Raw genomic sequence first — 23,202 nt, forward strand, 5'->3', positions numbered from 1 at the left:
ATTCGGACATTTTGGAACTTTCCCTCCGTTCGAAAGTTCCAAATTTTCGTCTTTTGTCCGAATGTCGGACCTGACCCCCGGCTGTTACGCTGCGCGCTGGCGGCGCCGCGCGGCGAAGCTCAACGACAGTGCAGAGACCAGGAAGTAAAACGCGCCAAAGCCCGCGTAGCCGGCAACTGTGGCGATGGATGGCTCCGCCGGCAACTGGGCCTGGGCGATGAAGAACGCGCCGGCAAGCGCCGATTGCGCGCCGCTCAGTATCATCGCCCACTGCGCGCCGTGAGCCTTCCAACGGCGCAGCGCGGTACCGAGTTGCAGCAACCCCGACAGGATGGCCCAGGCACCGAATACGCCCAAGACGCGGTGCATATCCGGCAGACTGACAGCGAGCGCCAACGCGACGGCCAGGCTGACGAGGACGTTGATCAACTGAGTGCGGTTGCGCGCCAGCCCGCCGCTGCGTTTGCTGTCAATGAAGTTGGCCAGCGCGTCCCAGGCCGGATAGCCGATCAGCAGCAGGGCGCTGGCGGCGGCCGAACTTTTGCCGATCGTTATCGCCGCAATAAGCCACAGCGCCGAAAAAGCCGCGCGCACATAATAGTAGCGGTTGAGCCAATTTTCCTGCTCGGCCGGGGTTTCGATATTCGCTTGCTGGGACATAATATTTTCCATTCATGTGCTACCTACTAGTTGGTAGGTATTAGGGTTAAAAAAAGCCGAGTCCGAAGCACGTGTGACACCTGCGGGATCGATGGAACTAAGGTTGTGATAAGTACCGCGACAACTGGGCGCTGGCGATAGTGCCGAACATCGAGCCGTCGCCATAGGCGCGCGCCGACAGCATCGCGCCGTGCACCGTGGCCATGAAGATTTCCGCCTCCACCTGCGGCGTGTAGGCCGATTGGATCGTTCCTTGCCGCATTCCCTCCGCGAGCACGGAGGCTAGCCAATCCGACAGGAACCGGAAGTAGGCACGCACTTCGATCGCCACGTCTTCCGGCAAGATCGGCAACTCTCCCGCCAGCAGGGCGCAGACGCAAAACGGCGCGCTCAGATCCTCGATGCACTTCGACCAGTGCTGGATGTACGCGCGTAGTTGCCCCACCGGGTCGACGATGGCTTGCTGCAAATGGCCTAGCCCTTCCTCGGTGGCGTTGCGGTGTTGCACCACCAGCGCCTTGACCAGATCCACCTTGTTGGGAAAGTGGTGGTGGATGCTGGCCTTGCGGATACCGACCACCTCGGCGATATCGGCGTAGCTGAAGCCGTTATAGCCCCCAGCGACGATCAAGCCCCGTGCGCAGGCGACGATCTCTTCAGCGGTGTTGGTTATTTTACTCATGCAGCGATACTACCTTCCAGTAGGTAGGCTGGTCAAGAACTATTTGATGGCAGGGTGGACCGATGCCGACCCGACTGGCCGGTAGCCGTCGGTCAGGGTATTGAGAAAAGCCACCAGATCGGCGATGTCGCGCTCGTTCAGGGACGGCGCGCCGCCGGGGCGGCCGCCGAACGGCGCCTCCATGTTGACGTTGGCGTCCAGCCCGGCCGGCTGATCGTCGAACTTGCGATCCTTGTACCACTTCATCGGTCTCGTGTCGCGCGTGGCGTAGAAGCGCACCACGTCTTCCAGCCGGCTAAAGCTGCCGTTGTGGAAGTAGGCCTTGCGCAGCGCGACGTTGCGCAGCGACGGCGTCTTGAAGCGGCCGCAATATTCCTTGCGGTCCTTGAGGTCGGTGCGGTCGGGGCCGCACAGTCCTAGGTCGTAGTGGCGCGGATCGGCGTTGACCAGCAGCTTGCGGTTGCGCGGCACGCCGATGTTGATCAGGCCGTAGTCAGTGAACTGTGGGAACACGCCGCCCGGTGAGATCCGGCTGATGTGGCAGGAGGCGCAGTTGCCCTTGGTTTCGTCGTTGAACACTTTCAGCCCGCGCGACTCCGGCGCCGACAGCGTGGCCTGCTTGCGCAGGAACGCGTCGTATTTGCTGGTGTAAGGATAGAAATCGGCCGGACTTTCCTGGAACACTTCCAGCGCCATCAGCGCGCCCTGCAGGGCGGCGTTGGGCCGCGCGAAGATGTCTGCGCCGTACACCTCCCGGAACTTCGCCGCCAGCGGACTGGCCTGTAGTCGCGCCAGCACTGCCGCCTCATCCTCGTTGCCCATCTCGCGCGCCGACAGCAGCGGCCCCAGCGCCTGCTCGTGCGCCGATCGCGCGCGGCCGTCCCAGTCGTGGCCGCCGGTGGGGCCGGCGTCGGTGCTGTCGTCGCCATCGTCATCATGGTAGTGCTCGCTGAAGGCGGGCGCGTTCTGGATGTAACGCAGCGACGGCGTCGCGCGCGTGCCCTCGGTCTTGCCGTCGGCGCCGCCCAACTGCGCCGCCAGATTGTTGTTGGGACCGTAGGCGTTGTCGGGGCTGTGGCAGCTGGCACAGGCCAGCTTGCCCGACGCCGACAGGCTGGCGTCGTTGAACATGGCGCGTCCGAGCTCGGTCAGCTCGGGCACTGTCGGCCGCCGTCCGGCCGGCGGCGCATAGGCGGCTCGCGGCGCATCGGCGGCGGGGGCGGAGGTTGGTGTCACTGCGGCGGGAGTGGCATGTGCGGTGGGCGTCTCGCGCTGGCAGGCGCCCAGCAGCACGGCCAGCAAAACTGCATAAATAATTTTCATGCGTGCAGCCTACCAATATGACATGACGACTACATGACTGTTAAAGAACGATACAAAACGGTACATTTCCGGCCGTTTCATTTCATCGTCCTGACATATTCGCCGCCTAGCATGAGCCGCTTTCATCCCACCCTCAAGGCAAGAACATGACATCCAAACTGAAAACCGCCCTTCGGCCGCTGCCGATGCTGCTGTTGGCGGCCGGCTTCGGCGCCGGCCTGATCGCCTGCGGCAGTTCCTCCGACGGCGATGTGCCGACCCTGTCCGGCCAGGTGGTTGGCAGTTACTACGAAAACGCCTCGGTCTGCCTGGAAAGCGGCAGCGCAAAGCTGACCTGCGACAGCAATTCAGGCAGCGTGCGCACCGGCGCCGACGGCAGTTTTAAAGTGACCGGCACCAACAGCGGCCCGTTGCTGGTCACCGTCGGCACCGACGCCATCCGCCACGACGCGCTGGGCGACGCCGGCACCAAGGTCGCGCAGAAGCTGGTGTTTCGCGCGCCGAACGGCCACACCGGCATCATCGACGCCATCAGCACCGAGCTGAGCGCCATCATGGACGCCAACGGCGGCGACTTCGCCAAGGCCAGCGCGCAGCTGGCAGCGCGCATCGGCGTGGCCGAAAGCAATCTGCTGGCCGACGTCAACAAGGTCTCCGGCGACGACCAAGCCAGGCTGAAGGCCGAGAACGACAACTTCACCGCCGTCATCGCCGCCGCCGGCACGCAGAGCGCCAGCGCCGACGTGGCCAACGCCATCAGCGCCGGCGCCGCGCTGGGCAACATCAAGAACATCGTCGTCATTTACGCGGAGAACCGGGGCTTCGACAATCTGTACGGCCTGTTCCCGGGCGCTAACGGCGTACCGGGCGCCAACCCGACTTCGACCGGCGGCTACGTGGCGCAGAAGGATGCCGACAACAGTACCTTGCCCGTGCTGCCGCCCACCTGGGGCGGCATGACCGCCGCCGGCCAGAGCCTTGTGATCACGCAGGCGCAGTCGGCCAACCTGCCGAACAAGCCGTTCCAGATCGACGACGTCAACAGCCCGATCGCGATCCCGCAGTCGGTCATCACGCGCGACCTGGTGCACCGCTTCTACAACAACCAGATGCAGATCAACGGCGGCGCCAACGACAAGTTCGCGCTGTATTCGGACGCCGGGGGCCTGACCATGGGTTATTACGATGGCAGCAAGATGAAGATGTGGGACATCGCCAAGCAATACGCGCTGGCCGACAACCTGTTCATCGGCGCCTTCGGCGGCTCGTTCCTGACCCACCAGTACCTGATCTGCGCCTGCGCGCCGCAATACCCGAACGCCGACAAGTCGGTGGCGGCCGCGTCGATCTCGAAGATTGATGTCGACGCCAAGGGCAACTTCGTGCGCCTGACGCCGTCGGCCACCTCGCCCGGCAGCGTGCTGAACGGCGCGCAGACCTACGCCAACGACAGCACCCTGACGCCGGCCGACGCCAGCGGCATGTTCTACGCGGTCAACACCATGCAGCCGCCGTTCCAGCCGAGCAGCAACGCTCCGGCCGGCGCCGACGGCAGCCACCTGTACGCCGATCCGGCCAAGGCCAACACTTTGCCGCCACAGACGCAGAAAAACATCGGCGACATGCTGAGCAGTAAGAACATCGACTGGGCCTGGTATGCCGGCGCCTGGAACAGCACCACGGCCAACGCCACCGCCACCGGGCGCGGCGCGTTCGCCAATCCGCCCAACTTCCAGTTCCACCACCAGCCGTTCAATTACTACGCCGAGATGGACCCGGTGACGAACCCGGCCTACCGCGCGGCGCATCTGAAGGATTACGACACCCAGTTCGTGGCCGATGTTGCCGCCGGCACCTTGCCGCCGGTGGCGTTCTACAAGCCGCAGGGCAACCTGAATCAGCATCCCGGCTACGCCTCGGTGGCTGACGGCGACGCCCACATCGCCGACGTCATCGCCAAGCTGAAGCAAAGCCCGCAGTGGAAGAATATGCTGGTCATCGTGACCTACGATGAAAACGGCGGCTTCTACGACCACGCCGCGCCGCCGAAGGGCGACCGCTGGGGCCCGGGCACCCGCGTGCCGGCGATCATCGTGTCGCCATTCGTGAAGAAGGGTTCGGTCGACCATACGCAGTACGACTCGGCGTCGATCCTGCGCGCCATCACCCACCGCTTCAACCTGCCGGTGCTCGATGGCTTGACGGTGCGCGACAAGGCGCTGGCGGACAATGGCGGCAAGCCGATGGGCGACTTCAGCGCCGCGCTGGCGCTGACGCCGCAGGAGTAAGCCGATCACGTAGGGCGGATTAGCGCAGCGTAATCGGCCATGCATGCGTTTCGACGGCACATGCATTGGCCGATTACGGCGTTCCGCCTAATCCGCCCTACGTGTCTATGTGGTTTTTTCGCTGGCGCCTGGCGCCGGCGCCGGATTTACTTCGCGGCCTTGAGCAGGCGCGCCACGTCCAGCGCGAAATAGGTCAGCACGGCGTCGGCGCCGGCGCGCTTGAACGCCAGCATCGATTCCATCATCACCTTGTCGTGGTCGAGCCAGCCGTTTTGCGCGGCCGCCTTGATCATCGCGTACTCGCCGCTGACCTGGTAGGCGAACGTCGGCACCTTGAATTCATCCTTCACGCGGCGCACGATGTCCAGGTACGGCATGCCCGGCTTGACCATCACCATGTCGGCGCCCTCGGCCAGGTCCAGGCCCACTTCGCGCAGGGCCTCGTCGGAATTGGCCGGGTCCATCTGGTAGGTGTTCTTGTCGCCCTTGCCGAGATTGCCGGCCGAGCCGACCGCGTCGCGGAACGGGCCGTAGAACGCCGACGCGTACTTGGCCGAGTACGCCATGATGCGCGTGTGGATGTGGCCCTTTTCCTCCAGCGCCGCGCGGATCGCGCCGATGCGCCCGTCCATCATGTCCGACGGCGCCACCACGTCGACGCCGGCGTCCGCGTGGCACAGCGCCTGGCGGATCAGCATGTCGGTGGTGATGTCGTTGATGACGTAGCCGTTGCCGTCGATCAGGCCGTCCTGGCCGTGGCTGGTGTACGGGTCGAGCGCGATGTCGGTCAGGATGCCCAGGTCGGGGAACGCCTGCTTCAGCGCGCGCACGGCGCGCGGCACCAGGCCGTCCGGATTGGTCGCCTCGATACCGTCCGGGGTCTTCTTCGCCACGTCGATGACCGGAAACAGCGCCAGCACCGGCACGCCCAGGCTCACGCATTCCTCGGCCACCTTCAGCAACAGGTCGACCGAGACCCGCTCCACACCCGGCATCGGCAGCACCGGCTCGCGCTGGTGCGTGCCTTCGAGGATGAACACCGGGTAGATCAAGTCCGACGCCGTGACCGCGTTCTCGCGCATCAGCGCGCGGGAGAACGGGTCGCGGCGCATGCGACGCATGCGGATGCCGGGAAATTGGGCGGAGGCGTGGGGCGTGTGCATCGTGAAAACCTTTAAATTATTTTTTGTCGTCCGGTTCGACGTCGTCTTCCATCTCGATCAGTTCGACCTGGGCCGCCGCTTCCTCGTCGGTGACGCCGGCCAGTTCCAGGATCTTGTCGTTGGCTTCGTCGATGCCGATGCGCTTGAGCGCGGAGAACAGTTGCACGGTGAAAGGGAAGCCTTCGCCGTCTTCGTCAACATAGCTGTCGAGCTTGGCTTTGGCCTGGCGCAGCACGTTGACCGATTCGTTGCGGTTCAACTTGTCAACCTTGGTCAGAATGCAATGGATCGGCTTGCCGGTCGGGGCGAACCATTCGAGCATCTGGATATCCAGGTCGGTGAACGGGCGGCGCGAGTCCATGATCAGGATCAGCGCGGCCAGCTGTTCGCGGCGCTGCACGTAGTCGCCCAGCAGGCGCTGCCAGTGCAGCTTGGCCGAACCGGACACTTCCGCGTAGCCGTAGCCGGGCAAGTCGACCAGCAGGCATTCGATCTCGGCGACGATGGTCGGGTCCTTGCGGTGCTGCGCGACGTGCGCGCCGCCGATCGAAAAGTAGTTAATGTGCTGGGTGCGGCCAGGGGTCTTGGAGGCGAACGCCAGACCTTTCTGGTTGCACAGGATATTGATGGCGGTCGATTTGCCGGCGTTGGAGCGACCTGCAAAGGCGATTTCCGGCACCGTGGTGTCGGGCAGATCACGCAATTGGTTGACGGTCGTAAAGAAGCGGGCTTGCCAGAGTTTGGACATGGGATGGGGAAAAATGCAACAAAAGGGAGCAAATATGCTGGAAAGCTATTGTACAATGAGTGGTTACGAAGTGTTGCCATGCATATTTCGTGCTAGCGTGGGCGACAGTTTCAAAAAAACTTTTTAGACTCGTCTCAGGGTGCTTGAATGAATCGTGTGTTTTCACCATTTGTAAAATCCTTGCTCATCGCTCTGCTGGCAGTCTCTGCCTCCGTCTCCGCCGAAGAGAAAAAAACCGTCGCGGCCCCTGCGGCGAAACTTGATGCGGCCAAGGGCGGCGCCCTGTACACCGACGGCGACAACGCGCGCGGCCTGCCGGCCTGTGTTTCCTGCCACGGCGCCAACGGCAATTCGACCATCGCCATCAATCCGAAACTGTCGGCCCAGCACGAGGGCTATATTTATAAGCAGTTGGTGAACTTTACGACGCCGGAGCGGAATCAACCGGTGATGACGACCTACGCCAAGATGCTGACGGACGAGGAAAAGCGCAACGTCGCGGCCTGGCTGAGCACCCAGGCCGCCAAGCCGGGTGCAGCGAAGAACAAGGACACGATCGAACTGGGCAAGAAGATTTACCGTGGCGGCATCGCCGACAAGAACATCCCGGCCTGCGCCAGCTGTCACGGCGCCAGCGGCGGCGGCATCCCGATTCAATATCCGCGTCTGGCCGGCCAGCATCAGGATTACACGGTTGCCCAGCTTGGCCTGTTCAAGTCCGGCGGCCGCAAGAACAGCGCGCAGATGACCACGATCGCGCAGCGCATGTCGGACGAGGAAATGAAAGCCGTCGCCGATTACGTCGCCGGCTTGAAGTAAGCGCGTGCCGCCGCCCCGCAAGGGGGGGAGGCGCCGCGAACAGACCAAGGGCAGCAGCGTAAGCGGGCTGCCCTTTTTGTTGGTGGCGGGTGATACACTTGTTAGCTGCATCTTTTATTGAGACGTCCCACGCATGAGTAGCCCCAGCACCACCGGTATCGAACTGAAGACGCGCCGCCCCATCGTCGGCGAGATCGTTGAACTGATTTCCTCCATGCGCTTCGCCATCGCGCTGCTGGCGATGATCGCCATCGCCGCCGTCATCGGCACGGTGATGAAGCAGAACGAGGCGACCTCGAACTACATCAACCAGTTCGGACAGTTCTGGTATGAGGTGTTCGACAAGGTCGGCTTGTATTCCGTGTATTCGGCGTGGTGGTTCCTGCTGCTGATGGGCATGCTGGTGACGTCGACCTCGCTGTGCATCGCGCGCAATTCGCCGAAGATGATCAAGGACATGCGCAGCTGGCGCGAGAACGTGCGCGAGCAGTCGCTGTTGAACTTCCACCACAAGATGCAGTGGCGCGCACCGTTGGCCCGCGCGGCGCTGGCGCAACAAACCGCGGCCCGCCTGGCCGACGCCGGCTACAAGGTCAAGCTGGTGGAAAAAGACAACGGCATCTTGCTGGCCGCCAAACAGGGCGCGGCGAACAAGTTCGGCTATATCTTTGCGCACTCGGCCATCGTCATCATTTGCGTCGGCGCGCTGTTCGATTCGGATATGCCGATCCGCTTCCAGGAATGGTTCCTTGGCAAAACGCCGTTCGGCGGCAGCGGCTTGATCTCGGCGGTGCCGCCGCAGCACCGTTTGAGCACGGCCAACCCCACCTTCCGCGGCAACACCCTGATCCCCGAGGGCGGATCGAGCGACAGCGCGCTGCTGCAGCGCGCCGACGGCGTGCTGATCCAGGAATTGCCGGTGACGATCAACCTGAAGAAATTCACCATCGACTTCTACAGCACCGGCATGCCCAAGCTGTTCGCCAGCGAGGTCGAGGTCAAGGACCACGCCAGCGGCGAGGTGGTCAAGGCCGTCATCGAAGTCAACAAGCCTTTGCTGTACAAGGGCCTGGCGATTTACCAGTCCAGCTTTGAGGATGGCGGCAGCAAACTGAAGCTGACCGGCTTCCCGATGACCGGCGGCGACACCACGCCGTTCGCCATCGCCGGCGAAGTCGGCGGCAACACGCCGCTGGGCAAGGAGTACACGGTCGAGTGGTCGGGCTTCCGTCCGTTCAACGTCGAGAACCTGGCCAGCCAGGACGCGCGCGCCGTCACCCAGGGCAAGAGCTTGCAGGAACAGTTCGCGCAGGGCCTCGACAAGCACACCGGCTCGGCCGGCCGCAACGCCAACAACAAGGATTTGAAGAACGTCGGCCCGAGCGTGCAGTACAAACTGCGCGACAAGACCGGCCAGGCGCGCGAATTCCAGAATTACATGCAGCCGGTCACCGTCGATGGCGCCACGGTGTTCCTGGCCGGCGTGCGCTCGAATCCGTCGGACGCCTTCAGTTTCCTGCGCATCCCGTCGGACGACGCGCACAGCGTCAACGAGTGGATGCGCCTGCGCGCCGCGCTGACCGATCCGGCGCTGCGCGACGCCGCCGCCAAACGCTACGCCGAGCGGGCCGCGCCCAAGGGGCCGAACGCGGAAACCCTGCGCGAACAGATCGAGGCGTCGGCGCAGAAAAGCCTGGCCCTGTTCGCTGGCGACAGCAAGGCCGCCGGCTTCTTGTCCATTTCGCAGTTCCTGGAAAAGGTGCCGGAGGCGGGCCGCGAGAAGACCGCCGAAGTGTTCATGAAGATCCTCAACGGCAGCCTGTGGGAGCTGTGGCAGGCCGCGCGCGCCAAGTCTGGCCTGCCGGAAGTGACCGCCGACGAGAGCCACGGGCGCTGGCTGCTGCTGGCCACGAACGCGCTGTCGGACGCCTTCTTCTACGGCGCCCCGGTGTACCTGCAGCTCGACGAGTTCGTCGAGGTCAAGGCATCGGTGTTCCAGGTGACGCGTTCGCCGGGCAAGAACGTGGTATACCTCGGCTGCGCGCTGCTGGTGCTGGGCGTGTTTTCGATGTTCTACATCCGCGAGCGCAGGCTATGGGTGTGGATCAAGGATGGAACTGACGGCGCCGAGGCCTTGATGGCCATGAGCACGCAGCGCAAGACGCTCGATTTCGAGCGCGAATATGAAACTTTGAAAGAAAAGCTGCCACAATCGGCGTAATTGCGACACTGTGCGGCAAACCAGCGGTACCGGAGAACACAATGGAACTCACTAAAACTCAGCAAACCTATATTCAGGCGCCAGGCTATTTCAAGCGATTGACGACGTTCGACTGGATTTTCGCGCTGGCGCTGCTGGCCGGCGCCGTGTTCGGCCTGAACCGCTATGGCCATTTCATGGACGTCTACGAAAAGACCATCCTGCTGCTGACCGCGCCCACCTTCGCCGCGCTCGGCTGGCACTGGAAGCCGGTGCGCTGGCTGATGCCGCTGGTGGCGCTGCTGTCGCTGTGGGCGATCTCGATGTACGACGGCCAGCTCGACATGGGCAGCACCAAGTTCTGGCTGCGCTACATGCTGTCGAGCCAATCGGCGATCCTGTGGATGAGCGTGATGTTCTGCCTGTCCACTTTGTTCTACTGGATCGGTTTCGCCGGCCGCTCGGATTCCATCTCCAGCCTCGGCTCCAAGCTGAGCTGGGCCGCCGTCGTGCTCGGCTGGACCGGCATGATGGTGCGCTGGTACGAGTCCTACCTGATCGGCGCCGACGTCGGCCACATTCCGGTGTCGAACCTGTATGAAGTGTTCATCCTGTTCTCGCTGATCACGGCGATGTTCTACCTGTACTTCGAGCAGCGCTACGCCACCCGCCAGATGGGCCCGTTCGTGCTGCTGATCATCAGCGCCGCCATCGGCTTCCTGTTCTGGTACACCACCTCGCGCGACGCCGCCGAGATCCAGCCGCTGCTGCCTGCGCTGCAAAGCTGGTGGATGAAAATCCACGTGCCGGCCAACTTCATCGGCTACGGCAACTTCGCGCTGGCGGCGATGGTCGCGTCGGCCTATCTGCTGAAGACCTCGGGCTATCTGAAGGACCGCCTGCCGTCGGAAGAGGTGCTGGACGACGTCATGTACAAGGCCATCTCGGCCGGTTTCGCCTTCTTCACGATCGCCACCATCCTGGGCGCGCTGTGGGCGGCCGAGGCGTGGGGCGGCTACTGGTCGTGGGACCCGAAGGAGACTTGGGCGCTGATCGTCTGGCTCAACTACGCGGCCTGGTTGCACATGCGCCTGATGACGGGCCTGCGCGGCCGTCCGGCGGCGTGGTGGGCGCTGGTGGGCCTGCTGGTGACCACTTTCGCCTTCCTGGGCGTTAATATGTTCCTGTCAGGCCTGCACTCCTACGGCAAGCTTTAAACCCGCACGGCGACACAGGGGGCGTACGCCGTACGGGGTACGACCCCGCCAGGCTCTGCGGGTTAACTGGCTGACAACAAAATGTAATCGCAATGTAATCAGCGGCTTGCGACGATTGGTGTAATGTTCAGGCTATTGGTAACCGAGTTTGAACCTTGCACCTTTCTGGAGTCAACATGCTGATCAAGCGTAGCCCCAACGGCATCGACCTGCCGTTTTCGTCGGAAATCACGCCGCGCGAACTGTACGAATCGCGCCGCAGCTTCATGAAGCAGATCGCCCTCGGCGCGGTCGGCAGCGCGGCCTTGCTGGAGATGGCCAACCGCGAAGCGTTCGCGCAGGGTACCAATCCCAAGCTGGCCGCCAAGCTCAACCCGGCCTACTCGGCGCTCGACAAGCAGACGCCGTACAAGGACGCGACCACCTACAACAACTTCTACGAGTTCGGCACCGACAAGAGCGACCCGGCGCAAAACGCCGGCACCTTGAAGACCCGTCCGTGGACCGTCACCATCGAAGGCGAGGTCAAGAAGCCGATGACGCTCGACATCGACGCGCTGATGAAGCTGGCGCCTTTGGAAGAGCGCGTCTACCGCCTGCGCTGCGTGGAAGGGTGGTCGATGGTGATTCCGTGGATCGGCTACTCGTTCTCCGAGATCATCAAAAAGGTCGAGCCGACCGGCAACGCCAAGTACGTCGAATTCATCACCCTGGCTGACAAGAAGCAAATGCCCGGCGTCGGCAGCCGCGTGCTCGACTGGCCGTACACGGAGGGCCTGCGCATCGACGAGGCCAACCACCCGCTGGCGCTGCTGACCCTGGGCATGTACGGCGAGAACCTGACCAACCAGAACGGCGCGCCGGTGCGCATGGTGCTGCCGTGGAAGTACGGCTTCAAGTCGGGCAAGTCGATCGTCAAGATCCGCTTCGTCAAGGACCAGCCGCGCACGTCGTGGAATATTTCGGCGCCGCGCGAGTACGGTTTCTACTCCAACGTCAATCCGGACGTCGACCACCCGCGCTGGTCGCAGGCGTCCGAGCGCCGCATCGGCGAAGACGGCTTCCTGGCGCGTAAGCGCAAGACATTGATGTTCAACGGCTATAACGATGTCGCGCCGCTGTATGCCGGCATGGATCTGAAAAAGTACTTCTAAACATGACGTTCAATCCAACCGCGCGGCAGGCCGGCCTGATCAAGGCCGCCGTCTTCGTGCTGGCGCTGGTGCCCTTGTTGCGCATGGTCTATTTGACGGTGACCGGGCAACTGGTCGAGCCGCTCGAATTCATCACGCGCGGCACCGGCGACTGGACCTTGTACTTCCTGTGCTTCACCCTGGCGGTGACGCCGCTGCGTCGGCTGACCAAGTGGAACTGGCTGATCAAGCTGCGGCGTATGCTGGGGCTGTACATGTTCTTCTATGGGTTTTTGCACTTCATGACCTTCCTGTGGTTCGATCACTTCTTCGACTTCACGGAGATGTGGAAGGACGTGCTCAAGCGGCCATTCATCACGGTGGGCTTCATCGCCTTCGTGTTGCTGATCCCGTTGGCGGTGACGAGCACCAACGCCATGGTCAAACGACTGGGCGGCAAGCGCTGGCAGTGGCTGCACCGCTTGATCTACGTGATCGCGCCGCTGGCGATCCTGCACTTCTGGTGGATGAAGGCCGGCAAGCACAACTTCACCGAGCCCATCATCTACGGCACCATCCTCGGCGTGCTGCTGCTGATGCGCGTGTACTGGGCGCGCGCCAAGGCCAAGGCGGCGTAAGCGGGCGTCGGGCGTTTGCGCGCGCCCAATGGCGGCGCATGCGACCATCGCTACAATCCTTGGATGGCGAGCGAAGACGACACCGCATACAAGCAACTGTTCGCGCATCCGGAAATGGTGCGCGACTTGTTGCTCGGCTTCGTTCCCGGCACATGGGTCCGGCAGCTGGACGTGACCAGCTTCGAACGCGTCAGCGGCAGCTATGTCGGTGACGGCGGCCAGCAGCGGCACAGCGACATGGTGTGGAAAGCACGCTTGTCCGGTGAATGGATTTACCTCTACCTGCTGCTCGAATTCCAATCGCGTTCAGATCCCTGGATGGCACTTCGCATGCAGGTTTATGTCGGCCTGCTGTATCAGGATCTGGTCAAACGCCACGAGCTGCCAAAGCCCTTTCAACTCCCTCCTGTATTTCCTGTTGTGCTTTATAACGGCGAGCGGCCGTGGTCTGCCAGTAAGATATGGTGGCGCCGCTGCCGTTGGATCTGCAACCGTTGCAAGCGGCCCAGCGTTATGTTCTCGTCGATCAACGCAGACTGAGTAGCGAAGCGCTTTCTGGCCTCAGCAATTGTGCGGCCATCGCCTTCCGGATAGACAGGTTGCGGGGTGAGCAGGAAGTTACAGATGAACTCGAAAAATGGCGGCTTATGAGGCCGTCAACACCTGACCTGACGTTGGACATGGGGATCGTGCTTTGGGCGGCAAATCGTTTGCGCGGCGTGCGACTGCGGCGTATGATTAATCGCAGCGACGTCAGTACGGAGGACAAAGCGATGCACGTTACATACTTTGATTTACTAAAGGAGGTGATGCGGCAGGAGGCAATGCTTGACGTCCACCGAGATCGGCTGAGACAAATGCTGATCAAGCGGTTTGGGCCGTTGTCTTCACGTTTGGATAAGCGTATCGAACGTGCACAGATGGAGGATCTGGATCGCTGGTTTGATCGCTTGTTCGATGCCAAAACGGTACGGGAAATATTTGCCGACAAGCAGTCGGCTTGACTTTGGCAGTATCGTGGCCGCCAGCCCGGCAAACCGGGCAAGCGGCCACCCCCATCAAGCCAGCGCTCGATACTTGAAATCACGCAGCAGCACACTGCCGCTGCCCGCGCTGTAAATCCCCACCTTCAAGCTCAGGAAGCCGCCAAACACGTTGTGGTGGATGCCCGACACCTCCATGCGCATGCCGTGCAGCACCCAGGTCTTGCCGTTGTCGTGCGAATAGCGGAACGTGACGACGTGATCGTCGTTGGTCATGCGTACCCGCACCGATGACGTCGCGCGGTTGGCGCGCATCCACGATTGCTCTTCCGCATGCTGGAACGTCTTGATCAGCTCCGGCGTGAAGCCCAGCCCGACGAACGCCTTGTGGTTGTAGAACAGCAGCAGGCCGCCCTCGGCTTGGCCGTTCAGCTCCATGGTCAACTCCACCTCGTAGCTGCGGTCGCCTACGCCGCAGGTGAGCGGCCGGCTGTCCACCGGCGAGGCGCCGCGGCCTGTAATCCGCAATCCCTGCGCCGTGTACGTCGCCCGCTTCGCCTCGTCCGGCGCCGGATCGTGGAAGGTCCACTGCACGCCGAAGCGGTTGCGCTTGAAATCATCGGACAAGGCCTGGCCCGCCGGTCCCGCCTTGCCACCCTTCGGTTTGGCCAGCGGCTTGGACAGGTCGCCGCCCAGCGCGCGGAACCAGCCGTCGTCGGTCCATTCCATCGGCTCGAGCAGGGTCTGGCGTCCCAGGGTGCGGTAGCCGTTCTCGTAGCCGTGGTACACCATCCACCAGTCGCCGGCAGGCCCCTCGACCAGGGTCGCGTGGCCGCGCGACCACCATGGCTCGGCCGTGCTCAGGCTGCGCACCAGCGGGTTGTGCGGGCAATGCTCCCACGGCCCATGGATCGAGGTCGAGCGCGCGGCGATGACCATGTGGCCGGTCACCGGTCCGGACGTGCCGCCGACGGCGGTCACCAGGTAGAACCACTTGCCGCGTTTAAGCAGCTTGGGGCCTTCGGGCGCGAAGTTCTCCACCACCCAATCGTCCGGATAGCGCCACGGTTGGTACGCCTGCTCGAGCGGGCCGTCGGTCGCCAGCCCGTCGTCGGTCAGGCGGATTTTGCGGACGCCGTTGACGAACAGGTAGCGCTTGCCGTCCTCGCCGACGATGTGGCCGGGATCGATGCAACCGCTGATCTTCAGGTCGACCGGCTCGCTCCACGGACCTTCGATGCGGTCGGCCCAGATGGCGTAGATCGACCAGGCGCTGCCATCGGGCGCGGCCGGGATGTAGATGAAATATTTGCCGTTGTGCTTGCACAGGTCGACCGCCCAAATCGTGCCCAGCGGCTTCGACAATGAGGGTCCGACCGGGCGCCAGTTCACCAGGTCGGTCGAATGCCAGATCACCAGTCCCGGATACGAGTAGAACGACGAGTAGGTGAGGTAGTAATCCTTGCCGTCCTTGAGGATGGTCGGATCGGGATGGTCGCCCGAGATGATCGGGTTGATATAGGTGCCGTCGCCCTGGTCGGCCTGGCGTTGGCCTTCGATGCCCCGGCGCCACTGGCGCGGCGCAGCGGTGACGGGCGCGGCGGCGCATTCGGCCGCCGGCGCGATACCCGGCGCGATGCTCAGGCCGGCGCCGGTCAACAGGGTTTTGAACGCGTCTCTGCGCGATTGATTGGTCACTTGCTGTCTCCAGTGAAAATGAACAGGGTCGGCTGGGCCTCTTACGGCCCAGCCCGTGTCCGAATGTCGGACCTGACCCCCGGGGTTTATTTGCCGGCGGTCAGCTTGAGCAGGTAGACGTCGTTTTCGCGCAGCGGCAACGAGAGGCTGGCGCGGCCGTCGGCGCCCACCCGCACCGTGCGGCGTTCGGACGCCTTGCCGGTGGCTTCGGACTTCAACGCGTCCACTTGCGGCCGGGTCAGCTGCTTGGGCGAACCCATGTCGATGAAGGCGGTGTAGGCGTCGTTTTTACGGTAGCCGACTTGCGCGATGCTCAGGTTGTAGACGCCTTGCTTCAAGCCTTGCAGTTTGACGTCGACCTTGCCCTTGGCCTTAGGCGGCAGGTCCTTGACGAAGTATTGCTGGTTGTTGGTGCCTTCCGGCAGCGTGTGCGTGTAGTCCCACAGCAGCACCTGGACTTCGCCCTTGGCGTTGACCGTCGCCAGCGAGTGGGCGTCCTTGTTTTTCAGCTCGGTGTCGGCCAGCTGGTTGAGGAACTGGTAGGCGAAGTAGGCCGGCTTTTTGATGCCCTGCGTATTCATCAGGCCGAAACCGCCGTGGAAGGCTTCGAAGCGCGGACCCGGCTCCTCGAAGATGTCGGTGAAGACCCAGTACGACATCGATTGCGCGGCGTTGCCGACCTGCTTGAGCTTTTGCAGGATGTAGGCGGCCTGGTGGTAGCTGTCGTGCGTCGGATCGGACGGCGTGTACGACGAGCTCCATTCGGTGTAGTGCAGCTCGAGCTTCGGCATGGCGGACGCGCCGATTTCCTTGCGGTTGCGCAGCACGTCGCCGCTGACCGCCGCTTCGTCCTTGATGAGCACGGTGCCCTTGGTGCCGTATTCGTCCAGGTAACCCTCGCCGACGCCGTAGGTGTGGGTGCTGACGAAGTCGAGCGGGACGTTGTTTTCCTTGCAGTAGGCGATCATTTCCGGGATCCAGGCCGCGCCGGCCGTGGCCGGCCCGCCGACCTTGTAGCTCGGGTCGACGCTCTTGACGCCGCGCGCGGCGTGGGCGTACAGCTTGAAATACTCGGCTTGCGTGCCGGCCCAGAAGCCGTCGAGGTTGGGCTCGTTCCAGACTTCGAAGTACCACTTTGCCACCTCGGCGCGGCCGTAGCGCTCGGTCCAGTGCTTGGTCAGCGCCTGGATCAGTTTTTCCCAGCGCTCGTAGCTGCGCGGCGGCGTGACGTTGCCTTTCCACCAGAAGACGGTTTTGTTGCCGCTGGCCATGGGCGACGGCATGAAGCCGAGTTCGACAAACGGTTTGACATCGATGCTGATCAGGTAATCGAACAGCGCGTCGACATATTGGAAGTTATATTCGTCATTGCCTTTGGCGTCGGTTTTATAGACGCCCATGTCGTCGGTCAATAAGCCGTGCATGCGGATATATTTAAAGCCGGCGTCGCGTTTTATTTCGGCCAGTTGCTGTTGCCAATCCGCCCGCAATCCCTCGTTGGCGCGGCCGGCGCCGATCGCGAAATTAAAGGTTTTATTTAGTTTTCCCTGAACCTGTTTGACATTCAGATCGACGACGCGATCTTGTGCGTTTCCGTGAAATGGAAACACCAGGGCTGCGCTGAGCAACATCGTTGCGAGTGGATTAAAACTCATTCGTTTCGGCTTTCGAAAGGTGGACGGACACCGCGCGTTGGCAATGCGGCATGACCACCCAGCGTAGCGCCAGCGCACGGGTTGCGCCAGCGCCTCCGGGCACAATTGCTACGGGAATGCAGATTTTGCTACGAATTTTCGAGTTGGTGTTAGCGCTATCCGCGCGTGCCGGCTAGTCCCCGGCCGGGCGTTCGCACACGGTCCTGAAGGCTTTCGGCGTGCATCCGTATTCCTCCTTGAACAGCTTGTTGAAATACGAAACATTGCGATAGCCGACCGAATAGGCGATTTCCGCCACCGCCGCCGTTTCTTTTTCCGCCAGCAGACGGGCCGCCTCGGTCAGCCGCAGTTTATTTAAATAACCGCTGAAAGTGTGGCCGAATTCGGATTTAAGAATATCGTTGATTTTATTGCGATTAACACCGGTCTCGGCGACGATTTGTTCCAGGTCGAGTTCCGCGTTCGCGTAGCCGTTGGCGATATACCGCAGGATCGTCGCCTTTTCCTTATCCCGGTGCGGTTCTATCGACAATTGCTGATATGCGACCAGCGGCAAATCCTTACGCAGCTTTTCCTTGACGTCGGCGATCAGCGCGCGCGTGTGCCGGCGGAACGTCCACAGGCCGAAACCGGCCCAGGACACGCCCAGCAGGATGGCCAGCGCCGTCAGGTAGCGATAGTCGCGGCCGGTGAGCACCATGCTGTGGATTTCGACCCGCGACTCGATGTTTTTCGGACTTTGGAAGGTGCTGCCGACGGAGAGCTTCGGCACCTGGTCGAGCTTGTACGCCTGGTGCGACAGGTCCAGCTTGAACATGTCGAACCACCATTGCGGCGTTTCCAGCCGCGTCAGATCGAGTTCGACCGACGAGCCGTTCGTGCCGCACGAGAAAAACGCCGACGGCGCGCGGTAGGTCAGCCAGTCGCCGCGCCGGGAGACTTTTTTCTCCAGCGTGGAGGCGGTCAGGCTCAAGGTGTTGGCCGGTGTGCACTTGGCAGTTAACGCCACCGACGTGTAGCGCGACAAATCGATGTGCGCCGGCGCGCCGTCGCGGTCGGTGAAGAACAGGCCGACGGCGGCGAAGGGATAGGGCCGGTCCGGCGAGAGCGTGAAGTTAAAGGCCAGCTGCCGGCTGTCGCCGTCGATGCGGGCGAGCGATTGCGGCAGGTCGGAGTCGGGTTTGACCCGCCAGGGCAGGGCGCTGTCGCGCAGCGGCAGCAGCGGCGCACTCAGATAGCTGAGGCTGACACAGACGTAGCTGGCCAGCACGCTCGCCGCCAGCAGCATGAGGAAACCGTACAGCGTCTTTTTATAGAATTCCTGCATCGATGGCCGGGCGCGGATTATCAGCGGATTGATAGATCAAGAAGCCGCCGGCCTCGCGGCGGGCGGCTTCCATTGGAACACTTCAGCTTACTTGATCAGCGACTCGAGCGCGAACAGGTCGGCCGGTTGTTCGCGCCGGCGCACCTCGTGGCAGACGGTGCCGTCGACGATGATCTCGGCGGCGCGCCCGCGCGTGTTGTAGTTCGACGCCATCGTCATGCCGTAGGCGCCGGCCGTGTGCATCACCAGCAGGTCGCCGGCGGCCACCGCCAGGGCGCGGTCGCGCGCCAGCCAGTCGCCCGATTCGCAGATCGGGCCGACCACGTCGTAGGTCAGCGCGTCGGCGTTGCCGATCGAAACCGGCTGCATGTCCATCCAGGCCTGGTACAGGGCCGGGCGGGCCATGTCGTTCATGGCCGCGTCGACCACGCAGAAGTTCTTCTCCTCGCCGTGCTTGAGGAATTCGACCCGGGTCAGCAGCACGCCGGTGTCGCCGACGATGGAGCGGCCCGGCTCGAAGATCACCTTGATGGCCTGGCCGTCGTGGCGCGCGGCGCGCCAGGCGTCGATCTTGGCGAACAGGCGGCCCAGGTAGTCACCCACCGGCACCGGCGCGGCCTCGCCCGCCTCGCGGTAGTCGATGCCGATGCCGCCGCCGATGTCGACGTGGTGCAGCACGATGCCCTCGTCGCCCAGCTTATCGATCAGCTCGATCAAGCGGTCGAGCGCCTCCAGCAGCGGCGCGTCATCCAGCAGCTGCGAGCCGATGTGGCAGTCGATGCCGGCCACTTCCAGGTGCGGCAAAGTGGCGGCGGTGCGGTAGGTGGCCAGCGCGTCGTCGAAGGCGACGCCGAACTTGCTCGCCTTCAGGCCGGTGGCGATGTACGGATGGGTCTTGGGGTCGACGTTGGGGTTCACGCGCAGCGAGATGCGCGCCGTCTTGCCCATGGCGCCGGCCACCTCGTTGAGGCGGTGCAGCTCGGGGATCGACTCGACGTTGAAGCACAGGATGTCGTGCGACAGCGCCAGGCGCATCTCGTCGGCGCTCTTGCCCACGCCGGAGAAGATCACCTTGCGCGGGTCCCCGCCGGCGGCCAGCACGCGCAGCAGCTCGCCGCCGGAGACGATGTCGAAGCCGGCGCCCTGGCGTGCCAGCAGGTCCAGGATGGCCAGGTTGGAATTGGCCTTCATGGCGTAGCAGACCAGCGCGTCGCGCCCGGCGCAGGCGTCGGCATAGGAGGCGAAGTTGGCCAGCAGCGCCGCCTTCGAGTACACATAGGTCGGCGTGCCGAACTGTTCGGCGATGGCGCTCAGCGCGACGCCTTCGGCGTGCAGCACGCCGTCTTGATACGAAAATTGCGACATAGTAATTATTGTTGGGGTGCTGGGAGAGTGGACGGAACCGGGGACGGCGTCACGGGAACCGGTGTGGCGGGCGCGCCGGGCAACGTGTCGGTTGGCGCGACGGGCGTGACAGTGGCCGGGGTGCCGGCGGGCGTTACCTTGGCCGCGCCGCTCTTGGCTGGCTTGGCTTTCGGGTTGGGCAGGTACAGCGGGCCGGTTTGGCCGCAGCCGCCCAATAATACGGTCAGACCCAGGGTGGTGGCGCCGATAAACAAACGGAAAGAGGACTTCACGATAAAATCATGGATTGACTATAGATATTGGAGTGTAGCATGGGCGAATCAGAATTCCTGGCGCAGGCCGAAGCCACCCTCGACGCGATCGAGGCGGCCTTGGATCAATTGAACGACGACGACATGGTCGACGTCGAGTGCAGCCGCAGTGGCAACGTGCTGGAAATCGAGTTCATCGACAACGGTTCCAAGGTCATCGTCAACAGTCAGGCGGCGATGCAGGAGTTGTGGGTGGCGGCCCGCTCGGGCGGTTTCCACTACCGCCAGAAGGACGGCAAGTGGCTCAACACCCGCGACGGCTCCGAGCTGTTCGCGGCGCTGTCGGAGATCGTCACCGCCCAGGGCGGCGCGCCGGTGGTGGTGACCCGTAGGGCGGATTAGGCGGAACGCCGTAATCGGCCATGGATGCGCCGTCGGCGGCACATCGATGGCCGATTACGCTGTGCTAATCCGCCCTACGTGTTTCAGACGGTGTTCCAGATGATGCGCGTCAGAACAACTCGTTCTTGACGGCGTCCTTGGCTTTCTCTTCCGCCGGCGTGCCCTGGGCGGCGCCGTCGATGTTGTGCACGCCCGTCCCCGGCGGATTCTCCGCGTAGTAGTACTCGTCGCCCACCAGCATCACCCCCTCCGGCACGGCCCGTTCCTCGATCGGGATGTTCTTCAGCGCCTTTTGCATGAAATTGATCCAGATCGGCAGCGCCAGGCCACCGCCGGTCTCGCGGTTGCCCAGGTTCTTCGGCTGGTCGTAGCCGATCCAGGCGATGCCCACCAGCTTGGGCTGGTAGCCGGCGAACCAGGCGTCGATCGAGTCGTTGGTGGTGCCGGTCTTGCCGGAGATGTCGGGCCGCTTGAGCGAGAGCGCCTTGGCGGCCGTGCCGAAGCGCACCACGTCCTTGAGCATGCTGTCCATCAGGAAGGCGTTGCGCTCGTCGATGACGCGGTTCTTCTCGTCGCCGGCCTTGTCGGGATTGGCCTGCGACAGGATCTTGCCGTCGGCGTCGGTCACCTTGGAGATCAGGTAGGGGCTGACCTTGTAGCCGCCGTTGGCGAACACCGAGTAGGCGCCGGCCATCTGCAGCGGCGTGACGTTGCCCGCGCCCAGCGCCAAGGTCAGATACGGCGGGTTCTTGTCGGCGTCGAAGCCGAAGCGGGTGGTGTATTCCTGGCCGTACTTGGCGCCGATCTTGTGCAGGATGCGGATCGAGATCATGTTCTTGGACTTGGTCAGGCCGCGGCGCATCGACATCGGCCCCTCGTACTTGCCGTCGTAGTTCTTCGGCTCCCACGCCTGGCCGCCGGTCTGGCCGGCGTCGAACGAGATCGGCGCGTCGTTGATGATGGTCGACGGCGACAGGCCGCGCTCAAGCGAGGCCGAGTAGATGAACGGTTTGAACGACGAGCCCGGCTGGCGCCACGCCTGGGTGACGTGGTTGAACTTGTTGCGGTTGTAGTCGAAGCCGCCGACCATGGCCTTGATGGCGCCGTCCTCGGTGCTGGCCGCAACAAAGGCCGACTCGATCTGCGGCATCTGCGTCACTTCCCAGTCCTTGCCCTCCTGCATGACGCGGATCACCGCGCCACGGCGGATGCGCTTGTTCGGCAGGGCTTTTTCCGACAGCCACGAGCGGCCCATCTCCAGGCCGGCGCCGGCGATCTTGATCTCCTCGCCGGAGGCGGTGACGGCGACGATCTGCTGCGGCGTGGCCTTGAGCACCATGGCGGCGACGATGTCGTCGCTGTCCGGGTGGTCGGCCAGCTCGGTCTCGATGACGTCGTCGGCCTCTTCCTTGCTGGCCGGGATGTCGACATACGCCTCCGGGCCGCGGTAGGCGTGGCGGCGCTCGTAGTCCATGACGCCCTTGCGCAGCGCCAGGTAGGCGGCGTCCTGGTCGGCCTTGGTGATGGTGGTGAATACGTTCAGGCCGCGCGTGTAGGTGTCCTCCTTGAACTGTTCATAGACCAGCTGGCGTGCCATTTCCGCAACATATTCGGCGTGCACGCCGAACTCGCTGCTGTCGGTCTTGACCTTGAGCGGCTCGGCCTTGGCGGTCTCGAACTGCGAGTCCGTGATATAGCCCAACGCGTGCATGCGCTGCAGGATGTACTGTTGGCGGGTTTTGGCGCGTTTCGGGTTGACCACCGGGTTGTAGGCCGACGGCGCCTTCGGCAGGCCGGCCAGCATGGCGGCCTCGGCCACGGTGATGTCGCGCAGGTTCTTGCCGAAGTAAATTTGCGCGGCCGACGAGAAGCCGTAGGCGCGCTGGCCCAGGTAGATCTGGTTCATATAGACCTCAAGGATCTGGTCCTTGGTCAGGTTCTTTTCGATCTTCCACGCCAGCAGGATTTCATAGGCCTTGCGCTTGAGCGTCTGCTCGCTCGACAGGAAGAAGTTGCGGGCCACCTGCTGGGTGATGGTCGAGGCGCCCTGCTTGGCGCCGCCGGTGGCGTTGTGCACGGCCGCGCGCAGGATGCCGGTGTAGTCGATGCCGCCGTGCTGGTAGAAGCGGTCGTCCTCGATCGCCAGCACGGCCTTTTTCATCACGTCCGGGATGTCCTTGATGCGTACCAGGTTGCGGCGCTCCTCGCCGAACTCGCCGATCAGCACGTTGTCGGCCGAGAAGATGCGCAGCGGCATTTTCGGGCGGTAGTCGGTCAGGGTGTCGAGTTCCGGCAGGTTGGGATAGGCCATCGCCAGGCCGAACACGACCAGCAGCACGGCGCCCACGCCCAGGCCGAGCACTGACAGGCCGGCCATCAACAGGATACGCGACGGCCGCGACGACGATTTGCCCGGTTTTTTCGAGGCGCCCTTGGCGGACTTGTCGGAGGAGGGTGGCGGTGCCGAATTGGAGGAAGCCATGCAGTTCGATCTTTCTGTTATGAGTGCGAAGCATTATAAGCGAGCGCCAACCCCTGCGGCGCGCTGTGCCTTGCGACAGAAATACTTTCCCGTGACCAACAAAACAACGGAGTTGTTTTTGCTGCCACGCACGCAACAATAAGTGTGGCGAAAGTCTCACACTGTAAC

19 protein-coding genes are annotated in these 23,202 nt (G+C 63.1%); 9 read left to right on the forward strand and 10 right to left on the reverse strand.

The annotated features are described in order from the left end of the window. Positions 1–84: 84 nt before the first annotated feature. From NHH88_04060 to NHH88_04070, 3 genes are all read right to left on the reverse strand, one after another. Positions 85–660 carry a DUF308 domain-containing protein gene (locus NHH88_04060; protein USX14980.1) on the reverse strand — a complete coding sequence of 192 codons (576 nt, stop codon included), beginning with the start codon at positions 658–660 and terminating at the stop codon, positions 85–87. 97 nt (positions 661–757) lie between these two features. Beyond that, a complete protein-coding gene (locus tag NHH88_04065; protein ID USX14981.1) occupies positions 758–1,342 on the reverse strand; it encodes a TetR/AcrR family transcriptional regulator in 585 nt (194 codons plus the stop codon). Positions 1,343–1,381: 39 nt separating this feature from the next. Next, positions 1,382–2,665 (reverse strand): c-type cytochrome, encoded by a 1,284-nt coding sequence (locus NHH88_04070; protein ID USX14982.1) that lies wholly within the window; start codon positions 2,663–2,665, stop codon positions 1,382–1,384. A 146-nt stretch (positions 2,666–2,811) separates the two neighbouring features. Between NHH88_04070 and acpA the strand changes: the two genes are divergently transcribed. Continuing rightward, the gene (acpA, locus tag NHH88_04075; protein ID USX14983.1) at positions 2,812–4,953 is read left to right on the forward strand and encodes an acid phosphatase; all 2,142 of its coding nucleotides are present in this window, start codon (positions 2,812–2,814) and stop codon (positions 4,951–4,953) included. Between the two features lie 146 nt (positions 4,954–5,099). Here the strand turns inward: acpA and hemB are convergent, their stop codons facing one another. Together hemB and yihA are read right to left on the reverse strand one after the other, a co-directional pair. Further along, the gene (gene hemB / locus NHH88_04080; GenBank protein ID USX14984.1) at positions 5,100–6,116 is read right to left on the reverse strand and encodes a porphobilinogen synthase; all 1,017 of its coding nucleotides are present in this window, start codon (positions 6,114–6,116) and stop codon (positions 5,100–5,102) included. 16 nt (positions 6,117–6,132) lie between these two features. After that, positions 6,133–6,864 (reverse strand): ribosome biogenesis GTP-binding protein YihA/YsxC, encoded by a 732-nt coding sequence (yihA, locus tag NHH88_04085; protein ID USX14985.1) that lies wholly within the window; start codon positions 6,862–6,864, stop codon positions 6,133–6,135. Between the two features lie 147 nt (positions 6,865–7,011). Here yihA and NHH88_04090 point away from each other — a divergent pair, with 147 nt between their 5' ends. The 7 genes from NHH88_04090 to NHH88_04120 all read left to right on the forward strand — a co-directional run bounded on the left by NHH88_04090 (position 7,012) and on the right by NHH88_04120 (position 13,875). Beyond that, positions 7,012–7,683: a cytochrome c4 gene (locus NHH88_04090; GenBank protein USX14986.1), complete on the forward strand. Its 672-nt coding sequence runs from the start codon at positions 7,012–7,014 to the stop codon at positions 7,681–7,683. Positions 7,684–7,816: 133 nt separating this feature from the next. Next, entirely contained in the window at positions 7,817–9,904 is a 2,088-nt protein-coding gene (locus NHH88_04095) for a cytochrome c biogenesis protein ResB (GenBank protein USX14987.1), read from the forward strand. A 41-nt stretch (positions 9,905–9,945) separates the two neighbouring features. Further along, positions 9,946–11,100 (forward strand): c-type cytochrome biogenesis protein CcsB, encoded by a 1,155-nt coding sequence (ccsB, locus tag NHH88_04100; GenBank protein ID USX14988.1) that lies wholly within the window; start codon positions 9,946–9,948, stop codon positions 11,098–11,100. A gap of 176 nt (positions 11,101–11,276) precedes the next feature. Next, positions 11,277–12,254 (forward strand): protein-methionine-sulfoxide reductase catalytic subunit MsrP, encoded by a 978-nt coding sequence (gene msrP / locus NHH88_04105; GenBank protein ID USX14989.1) that lies wholly within the window; start codon positions 11,277–11,279, stop codon positions 12,252–12,254. 2 nt (positions 12,255–12,256) lie between these two features. Next, on the forward strand, positions 12,257–12,871 hold the full coding sequence (locus tag NHH88_04110) for a sulfoxide reductase heme-binding subunit YedZ (GenBank protein USX14990.1): 615 nt from the start codon (positions 12,257–12,259) through the stop codon (positions 12,869–12,871). Positions 12,872–12,934: 63 nt separating this feature from the next. Next, entirely contained in the window at positions 12,935–13,411 is a 477-nt protein-coding gene (locus NHH88_04115) for an Rpn family recombination-promoting nuclease/putative transposase (protein ID USX14991.1), read from the forward strand. Next, positions 13,351–13,875 carry a hypothetical protein gene (locus NHH88_04120; protein USX14992.1) on the forward strand — a complete coding sequence of 175 codons (525 nt, stop codon included), beginning with the start codon at positions 13,351–13,353 and terminating at the stop codon, positions 13,873–13,875. The genes NHH88_04115 and NHH88_04120 overlap by 61 nt, the downstream gene beginning before the upstream one ends. Before the next feature lie 54 nt (positions 13,876–13,929). Here the strand turns inward: NHH88_04120 and NHH88_04125 are convergent, their stop codons facing one another. The 4 genes from NHH88_04125 to lysA form a co-directional block, all read right to left on the reverse strand. Further along, a complete protein-coding gene (locus NHH88_04125; GenBank protein USX14993.1) occupies positions 13,930–15,552 on the reverse strand; it encodes a family 43 glycosylhydrolase in 1,623 nt (540 codons plus the stop codon). Positions 15,553–15,638: 86 nt separating this feature from the next. Continuing rightward, on the reverse strand, positions 15,639–17,207 hold the full coding sequence (locus tag NHH88_04130) for a glycoside hydrolase (protein ID USX14994.1): 1,569 nt from the start codon (positions 17,205–17,207) through the stop codon (positions 15,639–15,641). A 172-nt stretch (positions 17,208–17,379) separates the two neighbouring features. Beyond that, positions 17,380–18,534 (reverse strand): helix-turn-helix transcriptional regulator, encoded by a 1,155-nt coding sequence (locus tag NHH88_04135; GenBank protein USX14995.1) that lies wholly within the window; start codon positions 18,532–18,534, stop codon positions 17,380–17,382. An 87-nt stretch (positions 18,535–18,621) separates the two neighbouring features. Then, positions 18,622–19,899, reverse strand: a complete 1,278-nt coding sequence (gene lysA / locus NHH88_04140; GenBank protein ID USX14996.1) for a diaminopimelate decarboxylase — start codon at positions 19,897–19,899, stop codon at positions 18,622–18,624. 311 nt (positions 19,900–20,210) lie between these two features. Here lysA and cyaY point away from each other — a divergent pair, with 311 nt between their 5' ends. Then, positions 20,211–20,552 (forward strand): iron donor protein CyaY, encoded by a 342-nt coding sequence (cyaY, locus tag NHH88_04145; protein ID USX14997.1) that lies wholly within the window; start codon positions 20,211–20,213, stop codon positions 20,550–20,552. Positions 20,553–20,661: 109 nt separating this feature from the next. Here the strand turns inward: cyaY and NHH88_04150 are convergent, their stop codons facing one another. Then, the gene (locus NHH88_04150) at positions 20,662–23,034 is read right to left on the reverse strand and encodes a penicillin-binding protein 1A (protein USX14998.1); all 2,373 of its coding nucleotides are present in this window, start codon (positions 23,032–23,034) and stop codon (positions 20,662–20,664) included. Between the last annotated feature and the right edge of the window lie 168 nt (positions 23,035–23,202).

The sequence above is a fragment of the Oxalobacteraceae bacterium OTU3CAMAD1 genome (assembly GCA_024123915.1).
Lineage (GTDB): Bacteria > Pseudomonadota > Gammaproteobacteria > Burkholderiales > Burkholderiaceae_D > Rugamonas.

What these genes read in the sequence shown, in the direction of transcription:
- hemB (USX14984.1), bottom strand. Translation starts at nt 6,116, where the DNA reads ATGCACACGCCCCACGCCTCCGCCCAATTTCCCGGCATCCGCATGCGT.
- NHH88_04060 (USX14980.1), bottom strand. Translation starts at nt 660, where the DNA reads ATGTCCCAGCAAGCGAATATCGAAACCCCGGCCGAGCAGGAAAATTGG.
- cyaY (USX14997.1), top strand. Translation starts at nt 20,211, where the DNA reads ATGGGCGAATCAGAATTCCTGGCGCAGGCCGAAGCCACCCTCGACGCG.
- NHH88_04135 (USX14995.1), bottom strand. Translation starts at nt 18,534, where the DNA reads ATGCAGGAATTCTATAAAAAGACGCTGTACGGTTTCCTCATGCTGCTG.
- NHH88_04110 (USX14990.1), top strand. Translation starts at nt 12,257, where the DNA reads ATGACGTTCAATCCAACCGCGCGGCAGGCCGGCCTGATCAAGGCCGCC.
- NHH88_04150 (USX14998.1), bottom strand. Translation starts at nt 23,034, where the DNA reads ATGGCTTCCTCCAATTCGGCACCGCCACCCTCCTCCGACAAGTCCGCC.
- lysA (USX14996.1), bottom strand. Translation starts at nt 19,899, where the DNA reads ATGTCGCAATTTTCGTATCAAGACGGCGTGCTGCACGCCGAAGGCGTC.
- NHH88_04115 (USX14991.1), top strand. Translation starts at nt 12,935, where the DNA reads ATGGCGAGCGAAGACGACACCGCATACAAGCAACTGTTCGCGCATCCG.
- ccsB (USX14988.1), top strand. Translation starts at nt 9,946, where the DNA reads ATGGAACTCACTAAAACTCAGCAAACCTATATTCAGGCGCCAGGCTAT.
- acpA (USX14983.1), top strand. Translation starts at nt 2,812, where the DNA reads ATGACATCCAAACTGAAAACCGCCCTTCGGCCGCTGCCGATGCTGCTG.
- NHH88_04090 (USX14986.1), top strand. Translation starts at nt 7,012, where the DNA reads ATGAATCGTGTGTTTTCACCATTTGTAAAATCCTTGCTCATCGCTCTG.
- msrP (USX14989.1), top strand. Translation starts at nt 11,277, where the DNA reads ATGCTGATCAAGCGTAGCCCCAACGGCATCGACCTGCCGTTTTCGTCG.
- NHH88_04130 (USX14994.1), bottom strand. Translation starts at nt 17,207, where the DNA reads ATGAGTTTTAATCCACTCGCAACGATGTTGCTCAGCGCAGCCCTGGTG.
- NHH88_04095 (USX14987.1), top strand. Translation starts at nt 7,817, where the DNA reads ATGAGTAGCCCCAGCACCACCGGTATCGAACTGAAGACGCGCCGCCCC.
- yihA (USX14985.1), bottom strand. Translation starts at nt 6,864, where the DNA reads ATGTCCAAACTCTGGCAAGCCCGCTTCTTTACGACCGTCAACCAATTG.
- NHH88_04065 (USX14981.1), bottom strand. Translation starts at nt 1,342, where the DNA reads ATGAGTAAAATAACCAACACCGCTGAAGAGATCGTCGCCTGCGCACGG.
- NHH88_04070 (USX14982.1), bottom strand. Translation starts at nt 2,665, where the DNA reads ATGAAAATTATTTATGCAGTTTTGCTGGCCGTGCTGCTGGGCGCCTGC.